Below are 18,752 nucleotides of genomic sequence, written 5' to 3' on the forward strand. Positions count from 1 at the left end.
ACCCTGATTTCTGATTACAAAATTCTACAGTATTTTATTTTTCCTGAGGTTTCAGGTGTTGGTCAAGGAAAGCCAACATCGAACGATAAAAATCGAAACGATTTTCTTCGTTATGAAATCCATGTCCTTCATTATCTTTCACCATATATTCCACAGCAATACCTTTATCTTTCAATGCCTTAACAATCTGATCCGATTCGTCAACATTTACGCGTGGATCGTTTTTGCCCTGTGCTACAAAAAGTGGAGCTTTAATCTTATCGACTAAAAATACAGGCGATACTTCGGCTAACATTAAGCTATCTGATTTAGGGTTGCCCACCATCTCGTAAAACATGTCGAGCATAGGTTTCCAATATGGTGGAATGGTTTTCATAAAAGTAAACATATTCGAAACGCCAACATAATCAACACCGGCAGCATACAAATCAGGAGTTAAAGTTAACCCGGCAAGCGTAGCATACCCGCCATAACTTCCGCCATAAATTCCAACTCGCTTCGGATCGGCAATTCCCTGATCAACCAGCCATTTTACACCGTCCGAGATGTCATCCTGCATGGTTCTACCCCACTGTTTAAACGACGACTCCCAAAAAGCCTTACCAAATCCGGTTGAACCACGGTAATTCATTTGTAAAACGGCATAGCCATTGTTGGCCAAAAACTGTACTTCGGAATTGAATCCCCAATAATCGCGAGCCCATGGACCGCCATGTGGATTAATAACCACTGGAAGATTTTTAGCCTCGTAGCCTTTAGGCAAAGTCAGATAGCCCTGAATGGTAAGCCCATCGCGCGATTTGTATGAAATTGGTTTCATATCGCAAAGATCATTCTCTTTAAGCCATGGTGTCAATTCGGCCAACTTGGTCAATTCGCCTGAAGTTTTATCGTATAAATAATAAGCGCCACGACTTTTATCGCTGTACGTCCGAATCATAAATTTGTCTTCAGCTTTATTGTTGCTTCCAATTGAAATTTGGTATCCGGGTAATTTATCCTGAAGCTTTTTCTTCATGGCTTCAGCATCAGCATCAAAAAAATGTTCCTTTTCCATATCTGTTGTCCAGGTAACCGATAATAATTTTTTATCTTTTCTGGAATAATCAACGCCTTCAATATCGGCTTCCTGTGTTTCAAATAAAACCTCCTTTTCTTTGCCGGTGGCAGGATCGAATGTTACCAGAGCGGTTTTGTCACGACCAAGATTTGAACCTGAGATCAGCATTTTATTATCGAACGTAAACAAATAGGGCGACATGGTTTCTTTAAAACTGGTCGTAAGAATGGGCTTGAACTTCTCCTGCTCATTTTCACGATATAGAATGGTAGTATTCACTCCATCTGAAGTCGTAGCCAAACGAAGTTTACCATCATGGTCAGTCATCCAGCCAACAATATTTCCAGGATTTTCAGCCAGCTGGGTCATTTCGCCAGTGCTTACATTTAACCGAAAAGGATCAAAAACCTGGGGATTGCGTTTATTTAAGCCAACGATGATTTCGCCATCTACATCTTTCAGGTCATCAATTAATTCGGTACGTACTTTATCGAATACGGTCAGTCCCTTCAGTTCAGATCCATCCGTATTTACACCATATAACTGAAAGTTTTCGTCACCTCCGGTATCCTTCAAAAACAGGATCCGATTATTCCCTTTCCAAAGATAACCAGCAATGTCGCGGGCTGTTTCGGAAGTTACACGGACAGCCGAATCGGCGCCAACCTTTTGTACAAAAATATTAAGGCGCTTTTCGTAAGGCGCCAAATACGAAAAATACTCGCCGTTAGGCGATAGCCTGAAAGCAGTTTTCTCCGGATTGCGAAAGAAATCTTCCATAGCAATCTTTGGAGCTTTTTCAACTGACGGCTTGCATGCTGCAAAAGCAAGAACCGCTAAAACAACAATAAATAACCTGTTCATAAAGCGTGTTTTTAGTTTATAAATAGTTTTTCTGAACACTTAAATTATTACAATTCGCTACAAGTTAATCATTTCTATTGAAAACACAACATAAAATAATCAGTTATATAGTTGTTTTAGAATATGAATAACTACATGTTTCAGTAAAAATTAATTGAAAGAAATAAATTAACTTTAGTCGAAAACATTTAAAGGCCTACTTAGTTTACTTGCTTAAAAAATAATCGCTGTGCCAGTAAAACCTAAAATACCAGTTACTATTGTTACCGGTTTCCTTGGATCGGGAAAGACAACCTTCATCAATAACCTGTTGTTGCAGAATTATGATGTTAAAATCGGGTTGATCGAAAATGAGTTCGGAGAGGTTTCTATTGACTCTAAATTAATTGCCAACTACCAGCCTGAAAATATTATAGAATTAAATAACGGGTGTATCTGCTGTAGTATTTTCAATGAATTTTCGCTCGCTCTTCAGGAGCTGGTTAAAAAAAATGACCATCTGGAACAACTGATCATTGAAACCACAGGAATTGCTGATCCCGGGCCAATCATTGAACCTTTCTTTCAGGATCCTGATCTTGAACGGTTATTTGAATTAAGCGGAACAATCTGCCTGGTTGATTCGGTTAACTTTCAGGAAGAGATTGGAAATTTTGAACAGCAAAAGCAAATTATGCTTAGCGACCTGATTATTTTGAATAAAGTAGGTGATGCTGATGAAACTAAACTCGCGTATGTCAGAAAGAAGATTTCAGCCCTTAACCGGACGGCACAACTGGTAGAAACGAATTTTGCATTCCTGGATTCAGCTCATTTGTATATGCTTCAACCACAGATACAGGATGAGTTTATAAAAAAACTTCGCAGGCCATTTTACAGCGAGCCGGAGCACTCTGACTTCCATAGCTTTACCATTCGGTTTAGTGGATACATCAACGAACCGAGGTTTCGGGAATGGTTCAAATATTTTGCTTCCATCTACCGGAAGCAGATTTTCAGGATAAAAGGAATGGTAAACTTCGAGAACAACCCACTGACAGGAATCGTCCAATCGGTAGGCGGAATGACTAATATTTCGGAAGGTTCGGTAGCGAACCCGTACGAACCGCTCGAAAATGTGATTGTATTTATTGGGAAGGGGATCAGTAAATTCGAGATTGAGAAAATGTTTCAGCAATATTTACTTCAGGAAAACTAGCCACAAAGGCAGGCTTATCAAAGCCATTAAAGTGCTCAAAACAGCTACTCTTGATGCAAACTCCGCATCCAGATCGTATTTGACACAAAGTGCGTAAGGTGTCAGTCCCAACGGCATTGCTGATTCAAGAACCCACGACCGGCTTACTTTTAGATCAACAAAATTTCCTGAAATAAGTAAAAACAGGAAAGGCAACACCAAAAGGATTACCAGACTGAATATCGAAACCGGAATCCAATCCCTAAATTTTCCGATCGGTTGTTTACCGACAAACAAGCCCAGCGAAAAAAGCACAACACCAGTTACAGAGCCGGCCACGAGATCGAGACCCGACACCAGGATTTTTGGCATCTGAATATGATTGATTGCAACAAAAAGACCTATAAAAACAGCTATTAGCATCGGATTTTTTAGAAGCCGAAAAAACAGGATACGAAAATCCACCTTCTTGTCGCCATAAAATTCAACCATAAAAATCCCAAGTGTAAAAAGCCAGAAAAGATATACTGAAGAAATCATTGTAGCTTCCGGAAGAATCTGATCGCCCCATGCACTTCGTAAAACAGGAATTCCAAGATAAGCTACATTTCCAAACGAAACAGCCAGAAAAAGCGTCCGACGCAGTTTGTTTTCTAATTTAAATAACGCAGCAAAAGGCAGGATCAAAAAAATTGAAAGAACAATACGTATCGAATTGGCAATAATGAGGCTACCGTACAACTCAAAATCCCATTGTAAGCGCGATAATGCAACTAAAATAAGTGCCGGAAAACCAAGCCACAAGGCATAATTATTTAAAATCTCAAGCCATTGATGAGTGACTGACTTATTACGGCTCACAATAACTCCGGCAAAAATAACCAGAAACAAAGGAGCTATAGCCTGAAATGCGGGGAAAAATTGTGACATAAGTATTTTGCTGGAAATGCACAACGTGTGCCTATACTATCATATTAATTTTCTGAATCAGCAAACGGATCGGTTACAAACGGGCGAACATCAGTCAGAAACATACCAGCGGTTTGTGCGGCCTGCATTCCAAGTTCTCCATCTTCAAATACCTGACAATATTTTGGTTCAATGCCCATCAATTCGGCACATTTCAAAAAAGTATCGGGCTCAGGTTTGTGACGATCAACATCATCAGCTGTTACAATAAAATCAAACAATTGATAAATCCCTAATTCCTTCATTTGCAACATGGCACTTGTACGGCTAGCTCCGGTTCCAACAGCCATGGGAATCTTTCCATGCGCGCTTTTCATCAAATCAATTACCGCATCGTGTGGTTTGATCTGATTGATATTCTTCCAGAATTCCTGTTGTTTAAGAACAACTAATTCTTCGGCCGTAATTTCCAGATTCTGTTCGCGCTTAATTCGTTCGGCAAAGCTAAGTGTTGGCGCACCAGTCATTTCAACAAGAATACGTTCATCAAACGTACAGTTCAGCTTTTCGCAAACGGCATTCCAGCTGGCAATATGCACTGGCAACGAATCCGAAAGAGTTCCGTCCAGATCAAAAATCAGTGCCTTTGCATTTGGATGTATTTTAAGTTCCATGTATTTCAAATTTTAAGGAGGCAAAAATAGCAAACTTTTGAGCCTGTTCGTAAATTTGATTTTCCGCATCACAATTAGCCGAATGTTTCATTTTAAATTAACCTGGACAGATTCACGCTTCTCGAAAATATCTTTAAAAGTATAAATTACGGTATAACAAGTCATTCAAGAACCTAAATTTGATACACTTTCATTTGTCAATACAAAGAAAAATTCTCAATTTTGCATGCCTACCAGTTCCTACCGGTAGGGAATATCTATTGCCATTTTGCTAACTTAAATCCAATCTTATGAAGTATCTGTTATTATTGGCTTTTATCGCGACAGTTGCAACCAGTTCGTGCAAAAGCAAGTACAAAAACGTACCATTTCCGGAAAAATCTCCACGCGACTGGGAAAACCCTGCGGTAAATGAAGTCAATCGGGAACCAGTCCGTGCTTATTTTATTCCCTATGCTTCTGTGGAGCAAGCCAGCCAGTATGACATCTGGGAATCACCTTTCATCCAGACATTAAACGGAACATGGCAATTTAACCTGGCGCACACTCCAGACGTTCGTCCATTTTACTTTTTTCAAGATGATTACGACACTAAAGACTGGAAAACAATCACCGTTCCTGGTAACTGGGAGCTTCAGGGATATGATGTTCCGATTTATGTCAATGTACAGTATCCGTTTAAACCAACTCCCCCACTACCTCCTAAAGATTATAATCCGGTTGGTTCATACAAACGCACATTTACCATTCCTGAAGAATGGAAGGGACAAGAAATTATCCTTCATTTTGGCGCCGTGTCATCGGCCATGTATGTTTGGGTAAACGAACAGCAGGTTGGTTACAGCGAAGACAGCAAAACACCAGCCGAATTCAACATTACCAAATACTTAAAACAAGGCGAAAACTCGTTGGCAGTTGAAGTTTATCGCTGGTGCGACGGAAGTTACCTGGAAGATCAGGATTTCTGGCGAATGAGTGGAATGACCCGCGATGTATTCCTGATGGCTCGTAACCCACAGCATATTCGCGATTTTAGGGTTTCGTCTCCGATGGTAAACGATTACAAAGACGGAGAATTTAAATTAGCCGTTGAAGTTGTCAATTCGGCAGCCAATACCCCTAAATTGACACTTGATGCGGTCTTAATGGATGGAGAAACCAAAGTTGCTGAGATGAACCAGACAGTACAAACTACCGCGCAACCGGTGGCTGTCAATCTTGCTGCAAATATCCCTTCAGCAAAACCATGGTCATCTGAAAATCCAAACCTTTATCACTTGTTTATCACCTTAAAAGATGAGTCAGGAAAGATCATTGAAGTCCTTCATCAGGAAGTTGGTTTCCGCACCGTGGAAATAAAAAATGCACAGTTGCTTATAAATGGTGTTGCCATTTATGTGAAAGGTACCGATATGCACGAGCACAATGAAATTACTGGTCACTATCAGGACGAAGCAACCATGCTAAAAGATATCACTTTGATGAAGACATACAACATCAATGCAGTTCGCTGCTCGCATTATCCTGAACCCGAACGTTGGTATGAACTATGTAACGAATATGGTATTTTTCTTGTTGATGAAGCCAACGTTGAATCGCATGGAATGGGCTACGGAGCAAAATCGCTTGCAAAAGATCCAACCTGGAAAGATTCTCACTTGTTCAGAACTAAAAATATGTTCGAACGTGATAAAAACCAACCATCAGTAATTATTTGGTCGCTTGGAAATGAAGCAGGAAACGGTGTAAATTTCGAAGCCACTTATGCCTATTTGAAATCGGTTGATTCAAGCCGTCCGGTTCAGTACGAACAAGCCCATGGCGGTGCCAATACAGACATTATGTGTCCGATGTATGCCCGAATTAAAAATATGGAAGAATATGCCAAAGGCAAACCTACAAAACCATACATTCAGTGCGAATATGCCCACTCTATGGGTAACAGTACCGGAAACCTTCAGGATTACTGGGATGTGATCGAAAAATATCCGGTTCTTCAGGGTGGTTTTATCTGGGACTGGGTTGAACAGGGTCTCCTGACCAAAGATGCTCAAGGCAATAAATTCTGGGCTTATGGTGGCGATTTGGGTGGCGATACCTTGCCAACCGATGGCAATTTCTGTTGCAACGGAATTATCAATCCAGACCGTACTCCCAAACCTGCGTTGTACGAAGTTGGTAAAGTTTATCAAAACATCGGCTTCAAAGCTTCTAATCTGAATTCGGGCGAAATCGAAATCATTAACAAACATTCGTTTACCAATCTATCTGAATTTACATTCAAATGGGAAGTGGTTGCTGATGGTCAGGTTCTGAAATCAGGTGATATTAAAGATCTGAACTTAGCCCCAAACACCAGTAAAAAAATTAAATTGGATTTAGCTGTTGATGCAAAACCTGCTACTGAGTATTTCCTGAATATTTCAGCATTCCTAAAAAACCAGAAAGGTATCTTATCCGCCGGAACAAAAGTAGCGTATGAGCAAATTGAGCTTCCGTTCACAAAGAAAGCAGTTTTAACTTCCATCAGCACTTTACCTGCTGTAACTTCGAAAGAAGAAGGCAATATGATTGTTGTTGAAGGTACTGGCTTCAAAATCAGCTTCAGTAAGGATGACGCAACAATGAAAAGCTATGTTTTGGACGGCAAAGAAATGTTATTGGCCGGACCTGTACCGAATTTCTGGCGTGCACCTATCGACAATGACTTTGGTAACCAACTGGATAAACGAAGCCGTGTTTGGAGAAAAGCTGGTGAACAGAAAACAGTAAAACTGGCTTCAGTCAGGGAAATTAGCAAAGAAGAACCGCTCGACATATCTGACGCTCAAAAAACAATTCAGATTAAAGCCTCATCTATTAAAGTGGTTGGTAATGGTGCAGTGGTTAACTTTAACTTCGATCTGAATAACGATAAAAAGCAGGTGATTGCCAATTACAATTCTATCTATACCGTTTTAGGATCAGGAGAAGTGATTGTTCACAACAGTTTCAAAATGATGCGCGACTCATTGCCCGAGATCGTTCGTTTTGGAGTGAATCTGGTTATGCCACGCGAATTCGATCAGATCAGCTGGTTAGGCCGTGGACCTCACGAATCATATGCAGACCGCTACACAAGCGCTTTGGTTGGTTTGTATTCAGGTTCAGTTGCCGACCAGTATTTCCCTTATGTACGTCCGCAAGAAAACGGTAACAAAGTTGATGTTCGCTGGATGACTATAGCAAACAAAGAAGGTATAGGATTTCAATTTATCGGAATGCCTTTGATGTCGGCCAGCGCACACCACCAGATTATGGAAGATTTTGAATCACCCGACCGTACCGATGGACGTGTAAAAGAAGGACAAAAAATGATTCGCCGTCACATCAACGATGTTAAACCACGCGACCTGACTTCGATCAACATCGATTACAAACAAATGGGTGTGGGAGGCGACGATAGCTGGGGTGCCTGGACTCACGATGAATACCGTCTAAAAGAAAAAAACTACAACTATTCCTTCCGGATTTGCCCTTTACGTCCAGGAGAAAAACCAGTAGAAAAAGCAAAAGTAATTTACCAGTAAAGAACTGAAGACCGGAAAAGGGAGACCGGATACCGGAAAAACACAATATTAAAGCGGAAGATTTCGAAAGGGGACTTCCGCTTTTGTTTTATATTGAATTTTTAATGAGTTTTGTAGAACAACAAATTTTTATAACCATGAAACAGATTGAAAAATTATCAGAAAACGAAAACTACACCGCAGTCAACCTTGGTAGTTTGGATGGGTTAATGGATTATAGTTTGATTCATCCGGTGAGGAAGACTTTGATTGAGGGCAAAGTATTCCTGAAAGATGCAACCGATGCAACAGGGACAGAAATTTCATTTAACATGTTACCACCCCGCACCGAGCAGCCTTATTTCCATATTCACCGGAAAAACGAAGAAACTTACATTATTTTAAAAGGTTTTGGATTTTACCAGGTTGATGAGGATTGCTTCGAAATAAAAGAAGGAAGTGTTATTCGTGTTGCACCAAAAGGGAAAAGGGGCATTCGGAATGAATCGGATGAGACGATGATTTATATGGTCATACAATCAAAAGAAAATTCGTTGGAGGAATACTCTACTGCTGATGGCAAAAGACTTCCTGTTGAACCAAAATGGAGATAGTAATTTATACAAGTCTCGGTTCAAATAAATAAATGCGGCAAGTAATCAACTAAATTCAAAAATAAAAAGGATCAAACTGTTTAAATTCAGTTTAACCCTTTTATTTTGTCGGGGTGGCCAGACTCGAACTGACGACCTCCTGGTCCCAAACCAGGCATACTACCAACTGTACTACACCCCGATTAATTATTCAATACTTCAATCTGCATTATAAAACAAAAAAAGGACAAACTGATCAATCCAGTTTAACCTTTTTGATTTTTGTCGGGGTGGCCAGACTCGAACTGACGACCTCCTGGTCCCAAACCAGGCATACTACCAACTGTACTACACCCCGATAACTAAACTTCAATAAAAAAATGCGGAGAGAGGGGGATTCGAACCCCCGGTACAGAATGACCCGTACGTCGGTTTAGCAAACCGGTGGTTTCAGCCACTCACCCATCTCTCCTTGGTATTGTAACGAAATAAATTCGATTCCAATCTTTCATTTATCAGGCCAAATTCTTTCGTTTTTGACCCCCATTCAGCCTTTGCGAATGTGCGTGCAAATATAGAACTACTTTTTTCTTTAGCAAAACAATTGCAACAAAAAATCAGGTTATTTTTTAATGTTTTTTTGGGCTGTTAAATTAGAAAGGAAAAGGGAAAGCCTAACGAATCAGCCTTATTTTACGGGGGGAATGATTAAAAAGTTATAGACACAAAAAACAGGACTGTTAAGCATTCTGGTAATCAGCCAGATATTACCAACATGTTATTAAAACCCATGTTTTGCTTGGATAATAGGTCAAAGCCTACTATATTTGAATCAACAAAACGTTCTATCACATACGTCAAAAGATATTGTCCGCATTAATTCTACGTTTGGAAAATTCAACATTTACAATTGACCCGAGTAAGCTTTTGACTGCTAAAACAGGCCTAGTAACGCGAAAGCGCGAGTAACATTAGTTACCGTTGGAAGTTTGATCAGTCAGGCACTCAAATCCTATTTATCTGGGATTTTTACAATCGAATTAATGCGGATTTTTTTTGCCCTTTTCCCACCTTCGGCAAACCAAAATAAATGCCGATCATTCCTGAAAGAAACAAGCTTATCCAGCCCAGATAATCGCCATGCCTGACATAAAAGGTAATAGAATTGTTCATCCCGATTCTTGAACTTACCCCATCACAAACGTCAATTTTTGTTTGGACAAGCACATCTCCACGCTGATTAATGCATCCGGAAATACCAGTATTTGCGCTCCTTACAACACTCCTACGCGTTTCAATTGCCCGAATTTTGGAATAGCCAAAATGCTGCCAAACACCCGGGAAATCCTTCCACCAACCATCATTTGTTAGTACGGCAATGTAATTGGCACCATTCATCACCAATTGGCGCACATGTTCACCAAAAACCGATTCGAAGCAGATCACCGAGCCAATCTTTCCCGTACCTGACAAATCAAAAACTTTTGGTTCCTTCCCCGAGGCCAAACTACCATTTATGCCCCCTAAATCAAGCATATAATCAGGAAGAAAAGAAAAGTATTCCCGAAATGGATCTTTTTCGACACCAGCAACCAAAATATTTTTGTGATTGAATTGAACCCTACAGGTCCGATCAATCATTACTGCGGAATTGAAAACATCGAAGAAGTATTTACCATCATCAGATTGCCTGGCCGTATTTGAAATTTGCTCGCCATTTCTGAACTTCCTTTGAGTAATTGCTCCAACTATAAAACTAACATCCGGGAATCGTTTCATAATCTCAGTGAGCGGAAGAAGTGAAGGACTTTGATGAGCAAGAGAATCTTCCAGCAAAGGCGGCCAACTGGTTTCGGGAGCCAGTATTAAATCGGTTGAATCAGTAATCTTCGATTCGGCTAAGGAGATGAGTTTACTAATTTGATCATCGGTACTCATTCCTACAAATTTCTGAGTATATGGATCAATATTAGGCTGCAAAGCAACCACGTTCTGCATGACGCCTTTTTCAGAATAATTGAAATACGAGTACGACGACAAGGCAATAGGGGAAATAATAGCAGAAAGGGCTAATCCAATCGACCTGACAAATTTCCGGTGCGCCTGATCCAACAGATTTCGAACTGCAATAAAAATCAAAATATTGGATAGCAAGATCCAAACCGAACCACCCAAAACACCAGTAAACTCATACCATTGAATTATTTTCACGGTATTGGCAAACCCATTACCAAGAGTCAGCCAAGGCCATGGAAGCAAACCATGATGATTCAGGAACTCGAAGGCAATCCAGAAAACGATCAGTGAAAAATAACCTGAAGTAGCGCCAAATTTCTGGTGAACTTTATTCTTGAGCCACCAAACGCTGGACATGAATAAAGAATTGAGTGAAGTTATAAATAACATCCCCAGAAGAGAAACATACGAAATCCACCAGGTCGAAAAAATATTCCAGATCAGGAATGCAACAAAACCAAACAAAAATGAGGACGATAAATTTTCAGACTTTCTTTGCTTAAACTGCAAGCTATCAACCAGAAGCAAGGGAACAAATGCAAATAACAAAACCCAATCGAGTCCGGGAAATATCCAGGGGAAGCTCAGTAATATTCCTGAAATAGCAGAAAGAAAAAGCAGTTGGACTCTTCTCATCAGGAAGTCTCGTTCAGCATAAATTTATGTCCAAAACACCCGGGATCAGGATAAATTATTGATAATTTCAACCGGATGTTTCCTTTTACTTACCCGATCAAATAAAAATTCGATTCGTCCGGTTTCCAATGCAGCCCATCCCGCCTGATTAACCACAATTGGGTTTCCATCAGCATTTTTCAAAACCAACGGTTTCTCCAGGAAAGAATGCGTATGACCACCTACAATCAGATCGGTATATTTGGTTTGCGGAGCTAAAGTTACGTCACTGATTTTGTTGTGTTCGTACGACAATCCGAGGTGCGAAAGACAAATGACCAGATCGCACTTATGATCATTTTTCAAAACGGATTCCATCTTAAGGGCTGTTGTCAACGGATCTAGATAGCGGGTTTTTCCGTAATTCAAGGTTCCGACCAACCCATTCAATTCAATTCCCAAGCCATAAATACCAACTTTTACTCCACCCTTTTCCAGAATTAGCTGAGTTTTCACGTGGCCGTTCAAGAGGGTATCCGAAAAATCATAATTACTGGATATTAAAGGAAAGTTAGCATTATTAATCGCCGATAAAATATCGCCCATTCCATTATCGAACTCGTGATTTCCAATGGTTCCGGCATCGTAGCCCATTTTGCTCATCACCTTTACAATCAGGTCGCCTTTAAAATAATTAAAATACGGAGTTCCCTGAAACATATCGCCTGCATCGAGTAGCAGCAGATTTGGATTTTCCTTTCTGCATTGATTCACCATCGATGCGATTCGCACCAACCCGCCTTTCCCGGGATATTCAGCATGATCGGCAGGAAAAGGGTCGAGATGACAGTGCATATCGTTGGTGTGCATTACCGTTAACCGAACCAGTTCGCCCGAAGCAAAAAGCTCTTTTGGAATCAATCCAAGCGTCAATGCGCCTCCACCCAATATCGTTTGCTTTAAAAAAGTTCGTCTATTGCTCATTATAAATCCTCCCATCCTCTTTTACATCAATAACTCCATCTCTTCGGAACATCTCATTCAACGAACGAATTAAGATATCCCTTATTTTTATCTTTGTTTCAATTTTATCCAACGGAGTAATAAACATACTCATCTGATCGCCTCCATTGGCAATGTAATCATTGGTTACCACCCAATAGGAGGCTGCCGGATCGACAGGCTTACCACCAATCGTTAGAGTACCAACCTTTTCATTCCGGATTCCAAGTTTAAGACCCGAAACCCCTTCCCCTCCTCTACCAGCAATGCGTTCGGCCATTTTCAGGATCGATTCGCCCGAGATTTTAACCAAAACAATCTCATTTTCAAAAGGCATCAACTCAAAAATATGACCTACCGTAATTTCTCCCTGTGGAAGCGAAGCCCTCAGTCCGCCATAATTTACATATGCAATATCCGGACTAATATTCAAATGCTTTTCAGCGCAATAATCATTGGCGCATTTCAGGAGAATATCGGAAACCAAATTAGTGAGTTTACTATCAGGTTTGCCTTTTACAAGAGCTGTTGCTGTAACACCAACTATTTTTGACATATCTTGTTTAATGCTGTCACGATAGGGTTTTACCATGGATTCTGCGAGAGAATCAATACTGGAATTTTGAAATTCAACCGAAGTGTTCTTTGTATTAACCTGACTTACTGTTAAATATCGGGAACAAGAAAATAAGATAAAAACAGCACAAATGCTGAGGAATAAACGACGCATTGAATTATATTTAAAATTGTAATAATTGAAGTTTTTTTAAGAAACTCTAAGCCTAAAGATAAAAACAAAATCAATTAAAATCCGTTTGATAGAAAAATTCATTTCTGATGCTCAAGATACTAAATCCACCATATATTAAAGCGCATTATCCTTACCAAATAATTGTTTCCGGAATACTGATATTCTTTTGTTTTCAACTGTCGGCACAGGAATACCAAACCTATAAAGCGAAAAAAGGAGATGGCATTTATTCGGTACTAAAACAAAATGGGTACTCTTATACCGAATCTTTAAATCAATTCATCGAATTGAACAAATCCAAACTTGGAAAAGAAAATGCCCTTATTATTGGCAAAGTATATCGATTACCTCTAAAAACAGACACGATTGCTGAAGTTCAAAAAATTCAGGCGAAAATTGAAGCTCTTCCTGAAAAAACTGTTTACGAAATATTCGGAAAGAAATACCGTGAAATCACCATAAAAAGTAAAGAGCTTGCAGGCGCTATCTATTACCTCGAAAGCGGACATGGTGGCCCTGATCCGGGGGCAATAGGTAACTTGAACGGACACATCCTTTGTGAGGATGAATATGCCTACGATGTAACTCTCCGATTGGCACGAAACCTGATTGAACGTGGAGCAACAGTTTACCTGATCATTCGCGATCCAAACGATGGAATCCGCGATGAACAATACCTGGCTCCCGATAAAGACGAAGTCTGCTATCCTGACAACGAGATTCCATTGAGCCAGTTGGCTCGTTTAAAGCAGAGTACTGCCGCGGTTAATAGTCTGCATGCACTTAATAAAAAGAAATTTCAACGACTGGTGGTTATTCATGTTGATTCAAGAAGCGAGAAAGAGAATATCGATGTTTTCTTTTATCATGACAAAGGAAGCAACACTGGGAAACGGATGGCCAATACGCTCAAGGAAACTTTCGAGAAAAAATATGCCGAACACCAGCCCAACCGGGGCTACTCCGGAAGTGTGTCGGACCGAAACCTCTATGTCATAAAAAACGCTGTTTCACCTGCCGTTTTTATCGAACTCGGCAACATTAATCACACCCGCGACCAACAACGATTCATTAATCCCGACAACCGCCAGGCGGTAGCCAATTGGTTACGCGACGGATTGATTGATGACTTCAAAAAGAGCATCAAATGATTCCGGTCATTCCTGAAGGGAAAATTCTTGTCCAGTTTGATGGCATGTGCATCTTATGCAGCGAAGCAGTTCGATTTATCCTGAAAGCCGATAAGAAAAAGATATTCCTGTTTCAGGCACTTCAAAATTCCGGAGAAGATAAAGACTTCGAAACAATTATAGTAACCGACAAGCAGTCGACATACGAATACTTTGATGCAATTTTAAAAATCGGGAAAGAGTTGGGAGGAGCTTATAGTTTTATAGTCATTTTCAGGATTTTACCTCAAAAATGGCGATATTCACTGTACGTTTGGGTTGCACGAAACCGGTTCCGTTGGTTTGGGAAGCGCGACTCATGTTATTTACCTTCCGGGGAAGAAAAAGAAAGGTTCATCTAAAATTCAAAATCATCGTTTTCGAACTGAATGTACCGGGCAGATAAATGGCCAATTTGATGCGCCAACTTTTCGATAGTCTGTTGGGTTTGTGTTGAAATCTCGGAACTCTTCAATTTGAGCATCATAAAACCATACAAGGCATTCAGGCAAGCTCCCACTTCGTTGTCAACATCGTTTGATGTCTTTTGCATGACTTCGGTTATCGCTTCCTGGTTTCTCTGATGAAGCATCACGTATTCCGGATCGATTTGAACCGCCAGCATTTTGAGATGAAACTCATTTAAATCGTTGATTAGATTAACAATGACCTGCAAATGTCCTTTTTCCTGAACATGTTCTTTTTCCATCATAACCGACAGATTACGATACCAGTCAGCAATTTCTTTACCTGCAACCTCATCAGCATTGTATCGTTTGACGAGTTGCTGCTCTATTTTTTCAGGATCGAATGAACAGGCTCGCAACAAGTCTTCAACCTGCCACATGTACAGAATGTATTCAGCAATATTTGTTTTTCGTAATTCGCGGGCTATAATCATCAGGAAACAAGATAAAAGGTAAAAAGCAGTAACATTAAATTATTTAAATCCCGTCACCTGACTAAACATTGAAGAAGTCGTCGAGATCGCGGCGTTCTTTTTTGGTTGGCCGTCCGGTTCCCCGTTCACGATTATACACACTCATATTCTTCTGAACTTCCAGAATTTCCAATTCTGAAGCCGGAGTCGTTTCCAACAAAAATTCAGGAACCATTTTAGCAGCCATCCGGTTTTCGGTGAGAGCTAAAACCTTGTAGCTTCGGGTAATCGGAGGCCGGCGCAACTGAATGGTTTCTCCTACTTTTAATTCGCGCGATGGCTTAACGTTCATTCCGCCAATGGTAACTTTCCCTTTTCGGCATTCTTCGGAAGCCAGACTGCGCGTTTTATACAGACGCACAGCAAAAAGATATTTGTCGATTCGGGTACCTTCGGCCATAATTATTTCCGCTTATTAAAAAAGGTCATGGTTTGAGCAACACCAATGGTTCCGAAACTTTTAATAATTTCGATTGAAGTATCGATCATTGCCGGAAGCTCAAGCTTTTCCTGCTTATCCCATTCACCCAACACATAGTCAATTTGCTGTCCCTTTTTGAAATCATCGCCAATTCCAACCCGAAGACGTGCATAATTCTCATTTCCCAGTACTTGTGCAATGTTTTTGAGTCCGTTGTGACCGGCATCGCTTCCTTTGGCACGAAGACGTACAGAACCCAACGGTAAAGCCAGATCATCAACTACCACCAGCAGATTTTCAGGAGTGATACTTTCTTTTTGCATCCAATAATTAACAGCCTTTCCACTCAAATTCATGTAAGTAGTTGGCTTCAGCAAAATAAACGTACGGCCTTTGAATTTATATTCGGTAACCCAACCGTGACGCTCATCGCTAAAAACAATATTGGACGCCTCTGCGAGAGCGTCCAATATTTTAAATCCTATATTATGCCGGGTATTTTCGTATTCTTTCCCCGGATTTCCAAGTCCTGCAATTAAATATTTCAAGACAATATGGTTTTAGTTTGATTAACCTTTACCAACTTTTGCAGCTCTTGCAGCTCTTGTAATCATGATGGTTACAACAGGAACAGCTTTTGCATTGAGGAATTCAAGATTTTCTCTCTGAAGTGAACCAACTTTGTAACTCTGACCCAAATCCAAATCATCAACATTAATATTGATTGTATCAGGAAGGTGTTTTACCAATGCCTTTACTTTCAACGTACGAAGGTTCAATTTTAATTTACCCCCTTTACGGATACCTTTTGCGAAACCTTCTGTTTTTACAGGAATCTCAACTTTCACCATTTTATCGTCGCTTGTCTGAAGGAAGTCAACATGCATCAACTGCTCTTCAACTGGGTGAAACTGTGCATCCTGAATGATTGACTGATAAACAGTACCATCAATATCCAGATTTACCAGATAAACGTTTGGAGTGTAAATCAATGATTTGAATTCTTTTTCAGGAGCCTGAAAATGGATTGGTTCTTCACCACCATAAAGAACTCCGGGAACTAAACCTTCTAAACGAAGTCTTTTGGCTTCTTTTTTACCAACAACTGGCCTTTTTGTGGCCTTAATCGAAATTGATTTCATTTTACTTTTTTTAATATTTAAATTATGGTACTCAGTCCTCCCTCTACGGTGAAAGGGCAAACAGCATGCATAACATGTGCTTATGGAAAAAGCGGTGCAAATATATACAATTAACCGTAATACATTGAACTAATTGACTGATTTTTATAAACTCTTTCAATTGCTTCGGCCAATGCGCCGGCAATTGGTATATACTTTATTTTTGATGATTCTTGTTTCCCCGAAATGGAATCCGTAAAATACACTTCAGCCAACGCTGATTTTTCAATCCGTTCGTAAGCTGGTCCGGATAAAACACCATGGGCAGCAAAAGCACGAACACTGTTTGCTCCTTTATCCATCATGATATCAGCAGCCTTGGCAATCGTTCCGGCAGTATCAATTAAATCATCTACCAATATAACATCTTTGCCTTTCACCTCGCCAATTAGAGTCATACTATCAACCACATTGGCTTTTGCCCTCGATTTATGACAAATTACCATATCGGTACCAAGCATCTTTGCATAAGTATTTGCACGCTTGGTTCCACCAACATCAGGCGAAGCTACAACCAGGTCCTTCAATCCCATTTTACCAATAAACGGAATGAAAAGTGATGATGCATAAAGATGGTCGACCGGAACATTAAAAAATCCCTGGATTTGATCGGCATGAAGATCCATGGTGATAATGCGATCGGCACCGGCGGTAGAAAGCAAATCGGCAATTAATTTGGCGCCAATTGAAACTCTGGGTTTATCCTTTCTATCCTGACGCGCATATCCAAAATATGGAATAACCGCAATGATCTTATACGCTGATGCTCTTTTGGCTGCGTCAATCATCAGGAGCAATTCCATCAGGTTATCGGCCGGGGGAGGAGTTGATTGGATAATAAACACATGCGAACCGCGAATCGTTTCTTCGTAACAGGGTTCAAATTCGCCATCCGAAAAAACCGGACAAGAAGTTTTCCCCACTTCAACACCCAAACTATCACAGATCCGCTTGGTTAAATCCATACTTTTTGTACACGGAAAAATCTTTAGAGGAGCCTTTCTAGACATGTATTCCTTTTTAAATTTGTGTTTCTGGAATTGCGGCAAAGGTAAACAAAACTTAATCATATCCGTTTCTATTTGCGCAATAAATTAAACTTTTATTACAAGAAAGCACAAACAGAACAACAGGGTAACAAATTGAATATAAGATATATAATTAGGATTTATTTACATTTTCGATAAACGAAATAATCTCATCCCGTCCGGTTCCATCAAGCGATGAACTAACCAATATCGAAGGTAATTCTTCCCATAACTTTTTAAGTTCCTGCGTATAAGCTCCCACATTTTTTGCCAGAGATACTTTACCCAGTTTATCGGCCTTGGTGAAAATAATGGCGAATGGAACCTGATTTTCGCCAAGCCAGGTAATAAATTCAACATCGATTTGCTGAGGAGCATGGCGAACATCGATCAAGACGAACAGGCAATATAAATTTTCACGATTCAGAATGTAATTGCTGATAAGTTTCTGAAATTTCTCTTTAACCGAAATCGAAATTTTAGCATATCCATATCCAGGCAAATCAACCAGATACCAACTTTCGTCAATGATAAAATGATTGATCAACTGCGTCTTTCCGGGCCTTACAGAAACTTTAGCCAGGCCATTCTGTCCGACAAGCATATTGATCAAAGACGATTTGCCAACATTCGACCGACCGATGAAAGCATATTCGGGCCGATCGGGCGCCGGGCACTTTTTGACATCGGTATTACTGATTAAAAAACGGGCTTGTTTGATCATTGAGTCAGGAATTAGTCATTTGAAAATAGTCATTTGTCATTAGAAAAATAGGAAAAAGAAATACGGAAAAAAGAAGTTGT

At 40.1% G+C, this 18,752-nt stretch carries 17 protein-coding genes and 3 tRNA genes; 5 read left to right on the forward strand and 15 right to left on the reverse strand.

Translation table 11 applies throughout. From position 1 onward, the window contains the following. Positions 1-34 precede the first annotated feature (34 nt). Positions 35-1,924, reverse strand: coding sequence for a S9 family peptidase (locus tag AQPE_RS04260; RefSeq protein WP_318349807.1), 1,890 nt, complete (start codon positions 1,922-1,924; stop codon positions 35-37). A 229-nt stretch (positions 1,925-2,153) separates the two neighbouring features. Here AQPE_RS04260 and AQPE_RS04265 point away from each other — a divergent pair, with 229 nt between their 5' ends. Next, positions 2,154-3,122, forward strand: a complete 969-nt coding sequence (locus tag AQPE_RS04265) for a CobW family GTP-binding protein (protein ID WP_318349808.1) — start codon at positions 2,154-2,156, stop codon at positions 3,120-3,122. Here the strand turns inward: AQPE_RS04265 and AQPE_RS04270 are convergent. Beyond that, positions 3,105-4,031 (reverse strand): AEC family transporter, encoded by a 927-nt coding sequence (locus AQPE_RS04270; RefSeq protein WP_318349809.1) that lies wholly within the window; start codon positions 4,029-4,031, stop codon positions 3,105-3,107. The genes AQPE_RS04265 and AQPE_RS04270 overlap by 18 nt on opposite strands. Before the next feature lie 44 nt (positions 4,032-4,075). Then, a complete protein-coding gene (locus tag AQPE_RS04275; protein ID WP_318349810.1) occupies positions 4,076-4,684 on the reverse strand; it encodes an HAD family hydrolase in 609 nt (202 codons plus the stop codon). Positions 4,685-4,974: 290 nt separating this feature from the next. Between AQPE_RS04275 and AQPE_RS04280 the strand changes: the two genes are divergently transcribed. Both AQPE_RS04280 and AQPE_RS04285 read left to right on the forward strand, forming a co-directional pair. Then, the gene (locus AQPE_RS04280; protein ID WP_318349811.1) at positions 4,975-8,253 is read left to right on the forward strand and encodes a glycoside hydrolase family 2 TIM barrel-domain containing protein; all 3,279 of its coding nucleotides are present in this window, start codon (positions 4,975-4,977) and stop codon (positions 8,251-8,253) included. 137 nt (positions 8,254-8,390) lie between these two features. Next, the gene (locus tag AQPE_RS04285) at positions 8,391-8,846 is read left to right on the forward strand and encodes a cupin domain-containing protein (RefSeq protein ID WP_318349812.1); all 456 of its coding nucleotides are present in this window, start codon (positions 8,391-8,393) and stop codon (positions 8,844-8,846) included. Between the two features lie 108 nt (positions 8,847-8,954). On the opposite strand, the gene AQPE_RS04290 is transcribed toward AQPE_RS04285, so the two are convergent. From AQPE_RS04290 to AQPE_RS04315, 6 genes are all read right to left on the reverse strand, one after another. Next, positions 8,955-9,027 (reverse strand) — tRNA-Pro (locus AQPE_RS04290). An 83-nt stretch (positions 9,028-9,110) separates the two neighbouring features. Next, a tRNA-Pro gene (locus AQPE_RS04295) sits at positions 9,111-9,183 on the reverse strand. A gap of 25 nt (positions 9,184-9,208) precedes the next feature. Continuing rightward, positions 9,209-9,297, reverse strand: a tRNA-Ser gene (locus AQPE_RS04300). A gap of 557 nt (positions 9,298-9,854) precedes the next feature. Beyond that, a complete protein-coding gene (gene lnt, locus AQPE_RS04305; protein ID WP_318349813.1) occupies positions 9,855-11,477 on the reverse strand; it encodes an apolipoprotein N-acyltransferase in 1,623 nt (540 codons plus the stop codon). A gap of 45 nt (positions 11,478-11,522) precedes the next feature. After that, complete coding sequence (locus AQPE_RS04310; protein WP_318349814.1) at positions 11,523-12,440, reverse strand: bifunctional metallophosphatase/5'-nucleotidase; 918 nt, start codon at positions 12,438-12,440, stop codon at positions 11,523-11,525. Next, the gene (locus tag AQPE_RS04315; RefSeq protein WP_318349815.1) at positions 12,430-13,014 is read right to left on the reverse strand and encodes a 5'-nucleotidase C-terminal domain-containing protein; all 585 of its coding nucleotides are present in this window, start codon (positions 13,012-13,014) and stop codon (positions 12,430-12,432) included. The genes AQPE_RS04310 and AQPE_RS04315 overlap by 11 nt, the downstream gene beginning before the upstream one ends. Positions 13,015-13,295: 281 nt before the next feature. Here AQPE_RS04315 and AQPE_RS04320 point away from each other — a divergent pair, with 281 nt between their 5' ends. Together AQPE_RS04320 and AQPE_RS04325 are read left to right on the forward strand one after the other, a co-directional pair. Beyond that, positions 13,296-14,360 carry an N-acetylmuramoyl-L-alanine amidase family protein gene (locus tag AQPE_RS04320; RefSeq protein ID WP_318349816.1) on the forward strand — a complete coding sequence of 355 codons (1,065 nt, stop codon included), beginning with the start codon at positions 13,296-13,298 and terminating at the stop codon, positions 14,358-14,360. Continuing rightward, a complete protein-coding gene (locus tag AQPE_RS04325; RefSeq protein ID WP_318349817.1) occupies positions 14,357-14,740 on the forward strand; it encodes a thiol-disulfide oxidoreductase DCC family protein in 384 nt (127 codons plus the stop codon). The genes AQPE_RS04320 and AQPE_RS04325 overlap by 4 nt, the downstream gene beginning before the upstream one ends. Here the strand turns inward: AQPE_RS04325 and AQPE_RS04330 are convergent. From AQPE_RS04330 to yihA, 6 genes are all read right to left on the reverse strand, one after another. Then, positions 14,737-15,279, reverse strand: coding sequence for a DUF4924 family protein (locus tag AQPE_RS04330; protein ID WP_318349818.1), 543 nt, complete (start codon positions 15,277-15,279; stop codon positions 14,737-14,739). The two genes, AQPE_RS04325 and AQPE_RS04330, sit on opposite strands and share 4 nt — an antisense overlap. A gap of 61 nt (positions 15,280-15,340) precedes the next feature. Further along, positions 15,341-15,718 carry an RNA-binding S4 domain-containing protein gene (locus AQPE_RS04335; RefSeq protein ID WP_318349819.1) on the reverse strand — a complete coding sequence of 126 codons (378 nt, stop codon included), beginning with the start codon at positions 15,716-15,718 and terminating at the stop codon, positions 15,341-15,343. A gap of 2 nt (positions 15,719-15,720) precedes the next feature. Next, positions 15,721-16,287: an aminoacyl-tRNA hydrolase gene (pth, locus tag AQPE_RS04340; RefSeq protein WP_318349820.1), complete on the reverse strand. Its 567-nt coding sequence runs from the start codon at positions 16,285-16,287 to the stop codon at positions 15,721-15,723. A gap of 21 nt (positions 16,288-16,308) precedes the next feature. Next, on the reverse strand, positions 16,309-16,881 hold the full coding sequence (locus AQPE_RS04345; RefSeq protein WP_318349821.1) for a 50S ribosomal protein L25/general stress protein Ctc: 573 nt from the start codon (positions 16,879-16,881) through the stop codon (positions 16,309-16,311). A gap of 110 nt (positions 16,882-16,991) precedes the next feature. Further along, positions 16,992-17,930: a ribose-phosphate pyrophosphokinase gene (locus tag AQPE_RS04350; protein WP_318349822.1), complete on the reverse strand. Its 939-nt coding sequence runs from the start codon at positions 17,928-17,930 to the stop codon at positions 16,992-16,994. A gap of 151 nt (positions 17,931-18,081) precedes the next feature. Further along, complete coding sequence (gene yihA / locus AQPE_RS04355) at positions 18,082-18,672, reverse strand: ribosome biogenesis GTP-binding protein YihA/YsxC (protein ID WP_318349823.1); 591 nt, start codon at positions 18,670-18,672, stop codon at positions 18,082-18,084. Between the last annotated feature and the right edge of the window lie 80 nt (positions 18,673-18,752).

It is taken from the genome of Aquipluma nitroreducens (genome assembly GCF_009689585.1).
In the GTDB taxonomy this organism is placed as follows: domain Bacteria; phylum Bacteroidota; class Bacteroidia; order Bacteroidales; family Prolixibacteraceae; genus Aquipluma; species Aquipluma nitroreducens.

What these genes read in the sequence shown, in the direction of transcription:
- AQPE_RS04260 (WP_318349807.1), bottom strand. Translation starts at nt 1,924, where the DNA reads ATGAACAGGTTATTTATTGTTGTTTTAGCGGTTCTTGCTTTTGCAGCA.
- AQPE_RS04270 (WP_318349809.1), bottom strand. Translation starts at nt 4,031, where the DNA reads ATGTCACAATTTTTCCCCGCATTTCAGGCTATAGCTCCTTTGTTTCTG.
- AQPE_RS04275 (WP_318349810.1), bottom strand. Translation starts at nt 4,684, where the DNA reads ATGGAACTTAAAATACATCCAAATGCAAAGGCACTGATTTTTGATCTG.
- AQPE_RS04280 (WP_318349811.1), top strand. Translation starts at nt 4,975, where the DNA reads ATGAAGTATCTGTTATTATTGGCTTTTATCGCGACAGTTGCAACCAGT.
- AQPE_RS04285 (WP_318349812.1), top strand. Translation starts at nt 8,391, where the DNA reads ATGAAACAGATTGAAAAATTATCAGAAAACGAAAACTACACCGCAGTC.
- lnt (WP_318349813.1), bottom strand. Translation starts at nt 11,477, where the DNA reads ATGAGAAGAGTCCAACTGCTTTTTCTTTCTGCTATTTCAGGAATATTA.
- AQPE_RS04310 (WP_318349814.1), bottom strand. Translation starts at nt 12,440, where the DNA reads ATGAGCAATAGACGAACTTTTTTAAAGCAAACGATATTGGGTGGAGGC.
- AQPE_RS04315 (WP_318349815.1), bottom strand. Translation starts at nt 13,014, where the DNA reads ATGTCAAAAATAGTTGGTGTTACAGCAACAGCTCTTGTAAAAGGCAAA.
- AQPE_RS04320 (WP_318349816.1), top strand. Translation starts at nt 13,296, where the DNA reads ATGCTCAAGATACTAAATCCACCATATATTAAAGCGCATTATCCTTAC.
- AQPE_RS04325 (WP_318349817.1), top strand. Translation starts at nt 14,357, where the DNA reads ATGATTCCGGTCATTCCTGAAGGGAAAATTCTTGTCCAGTTTGATGGC.
- AQPE_RS04330 (WP_318349818.1), bottom strand. Translation starts at nt 15,279, where the DNA reads ATGATTATAGCCCGCGAATTACGAAAAACAAATATTGCTGAATACATT.
- AQPE_RS04335 (WP_318349819.1), bottom strand. Translation starts at nt 15,718, where the DNA reads ATGGCCGAAGGTACCCGAATCGACAAATATCTTTTTGCTGTGCGTCTG.
- AQPE_RS04345 (WP_318349821.1), bottom strand. Translation starts at nt 16,881, where the DNA reads ATGAAATCAATTTCGATTAAGGCCACAAAAAGGCCAGTTGTTGGTAAA.
- AQPE_RS04350 (WP_318349822.1), bottom strand. Translation starts at nt 17,930, where the DNA reads ATGTCTAGAAAGGCTCCTCTAAAGATTTTTCCGTGTACAAAAAGTATG.
- yihA (WP_318349823.1), bottom strand. Translation starts at nt 18,672, where the DNA reads ATGATCAAACAAGCCCGTTTTTTAATCAGTAATACCGATGTCAAAAAG.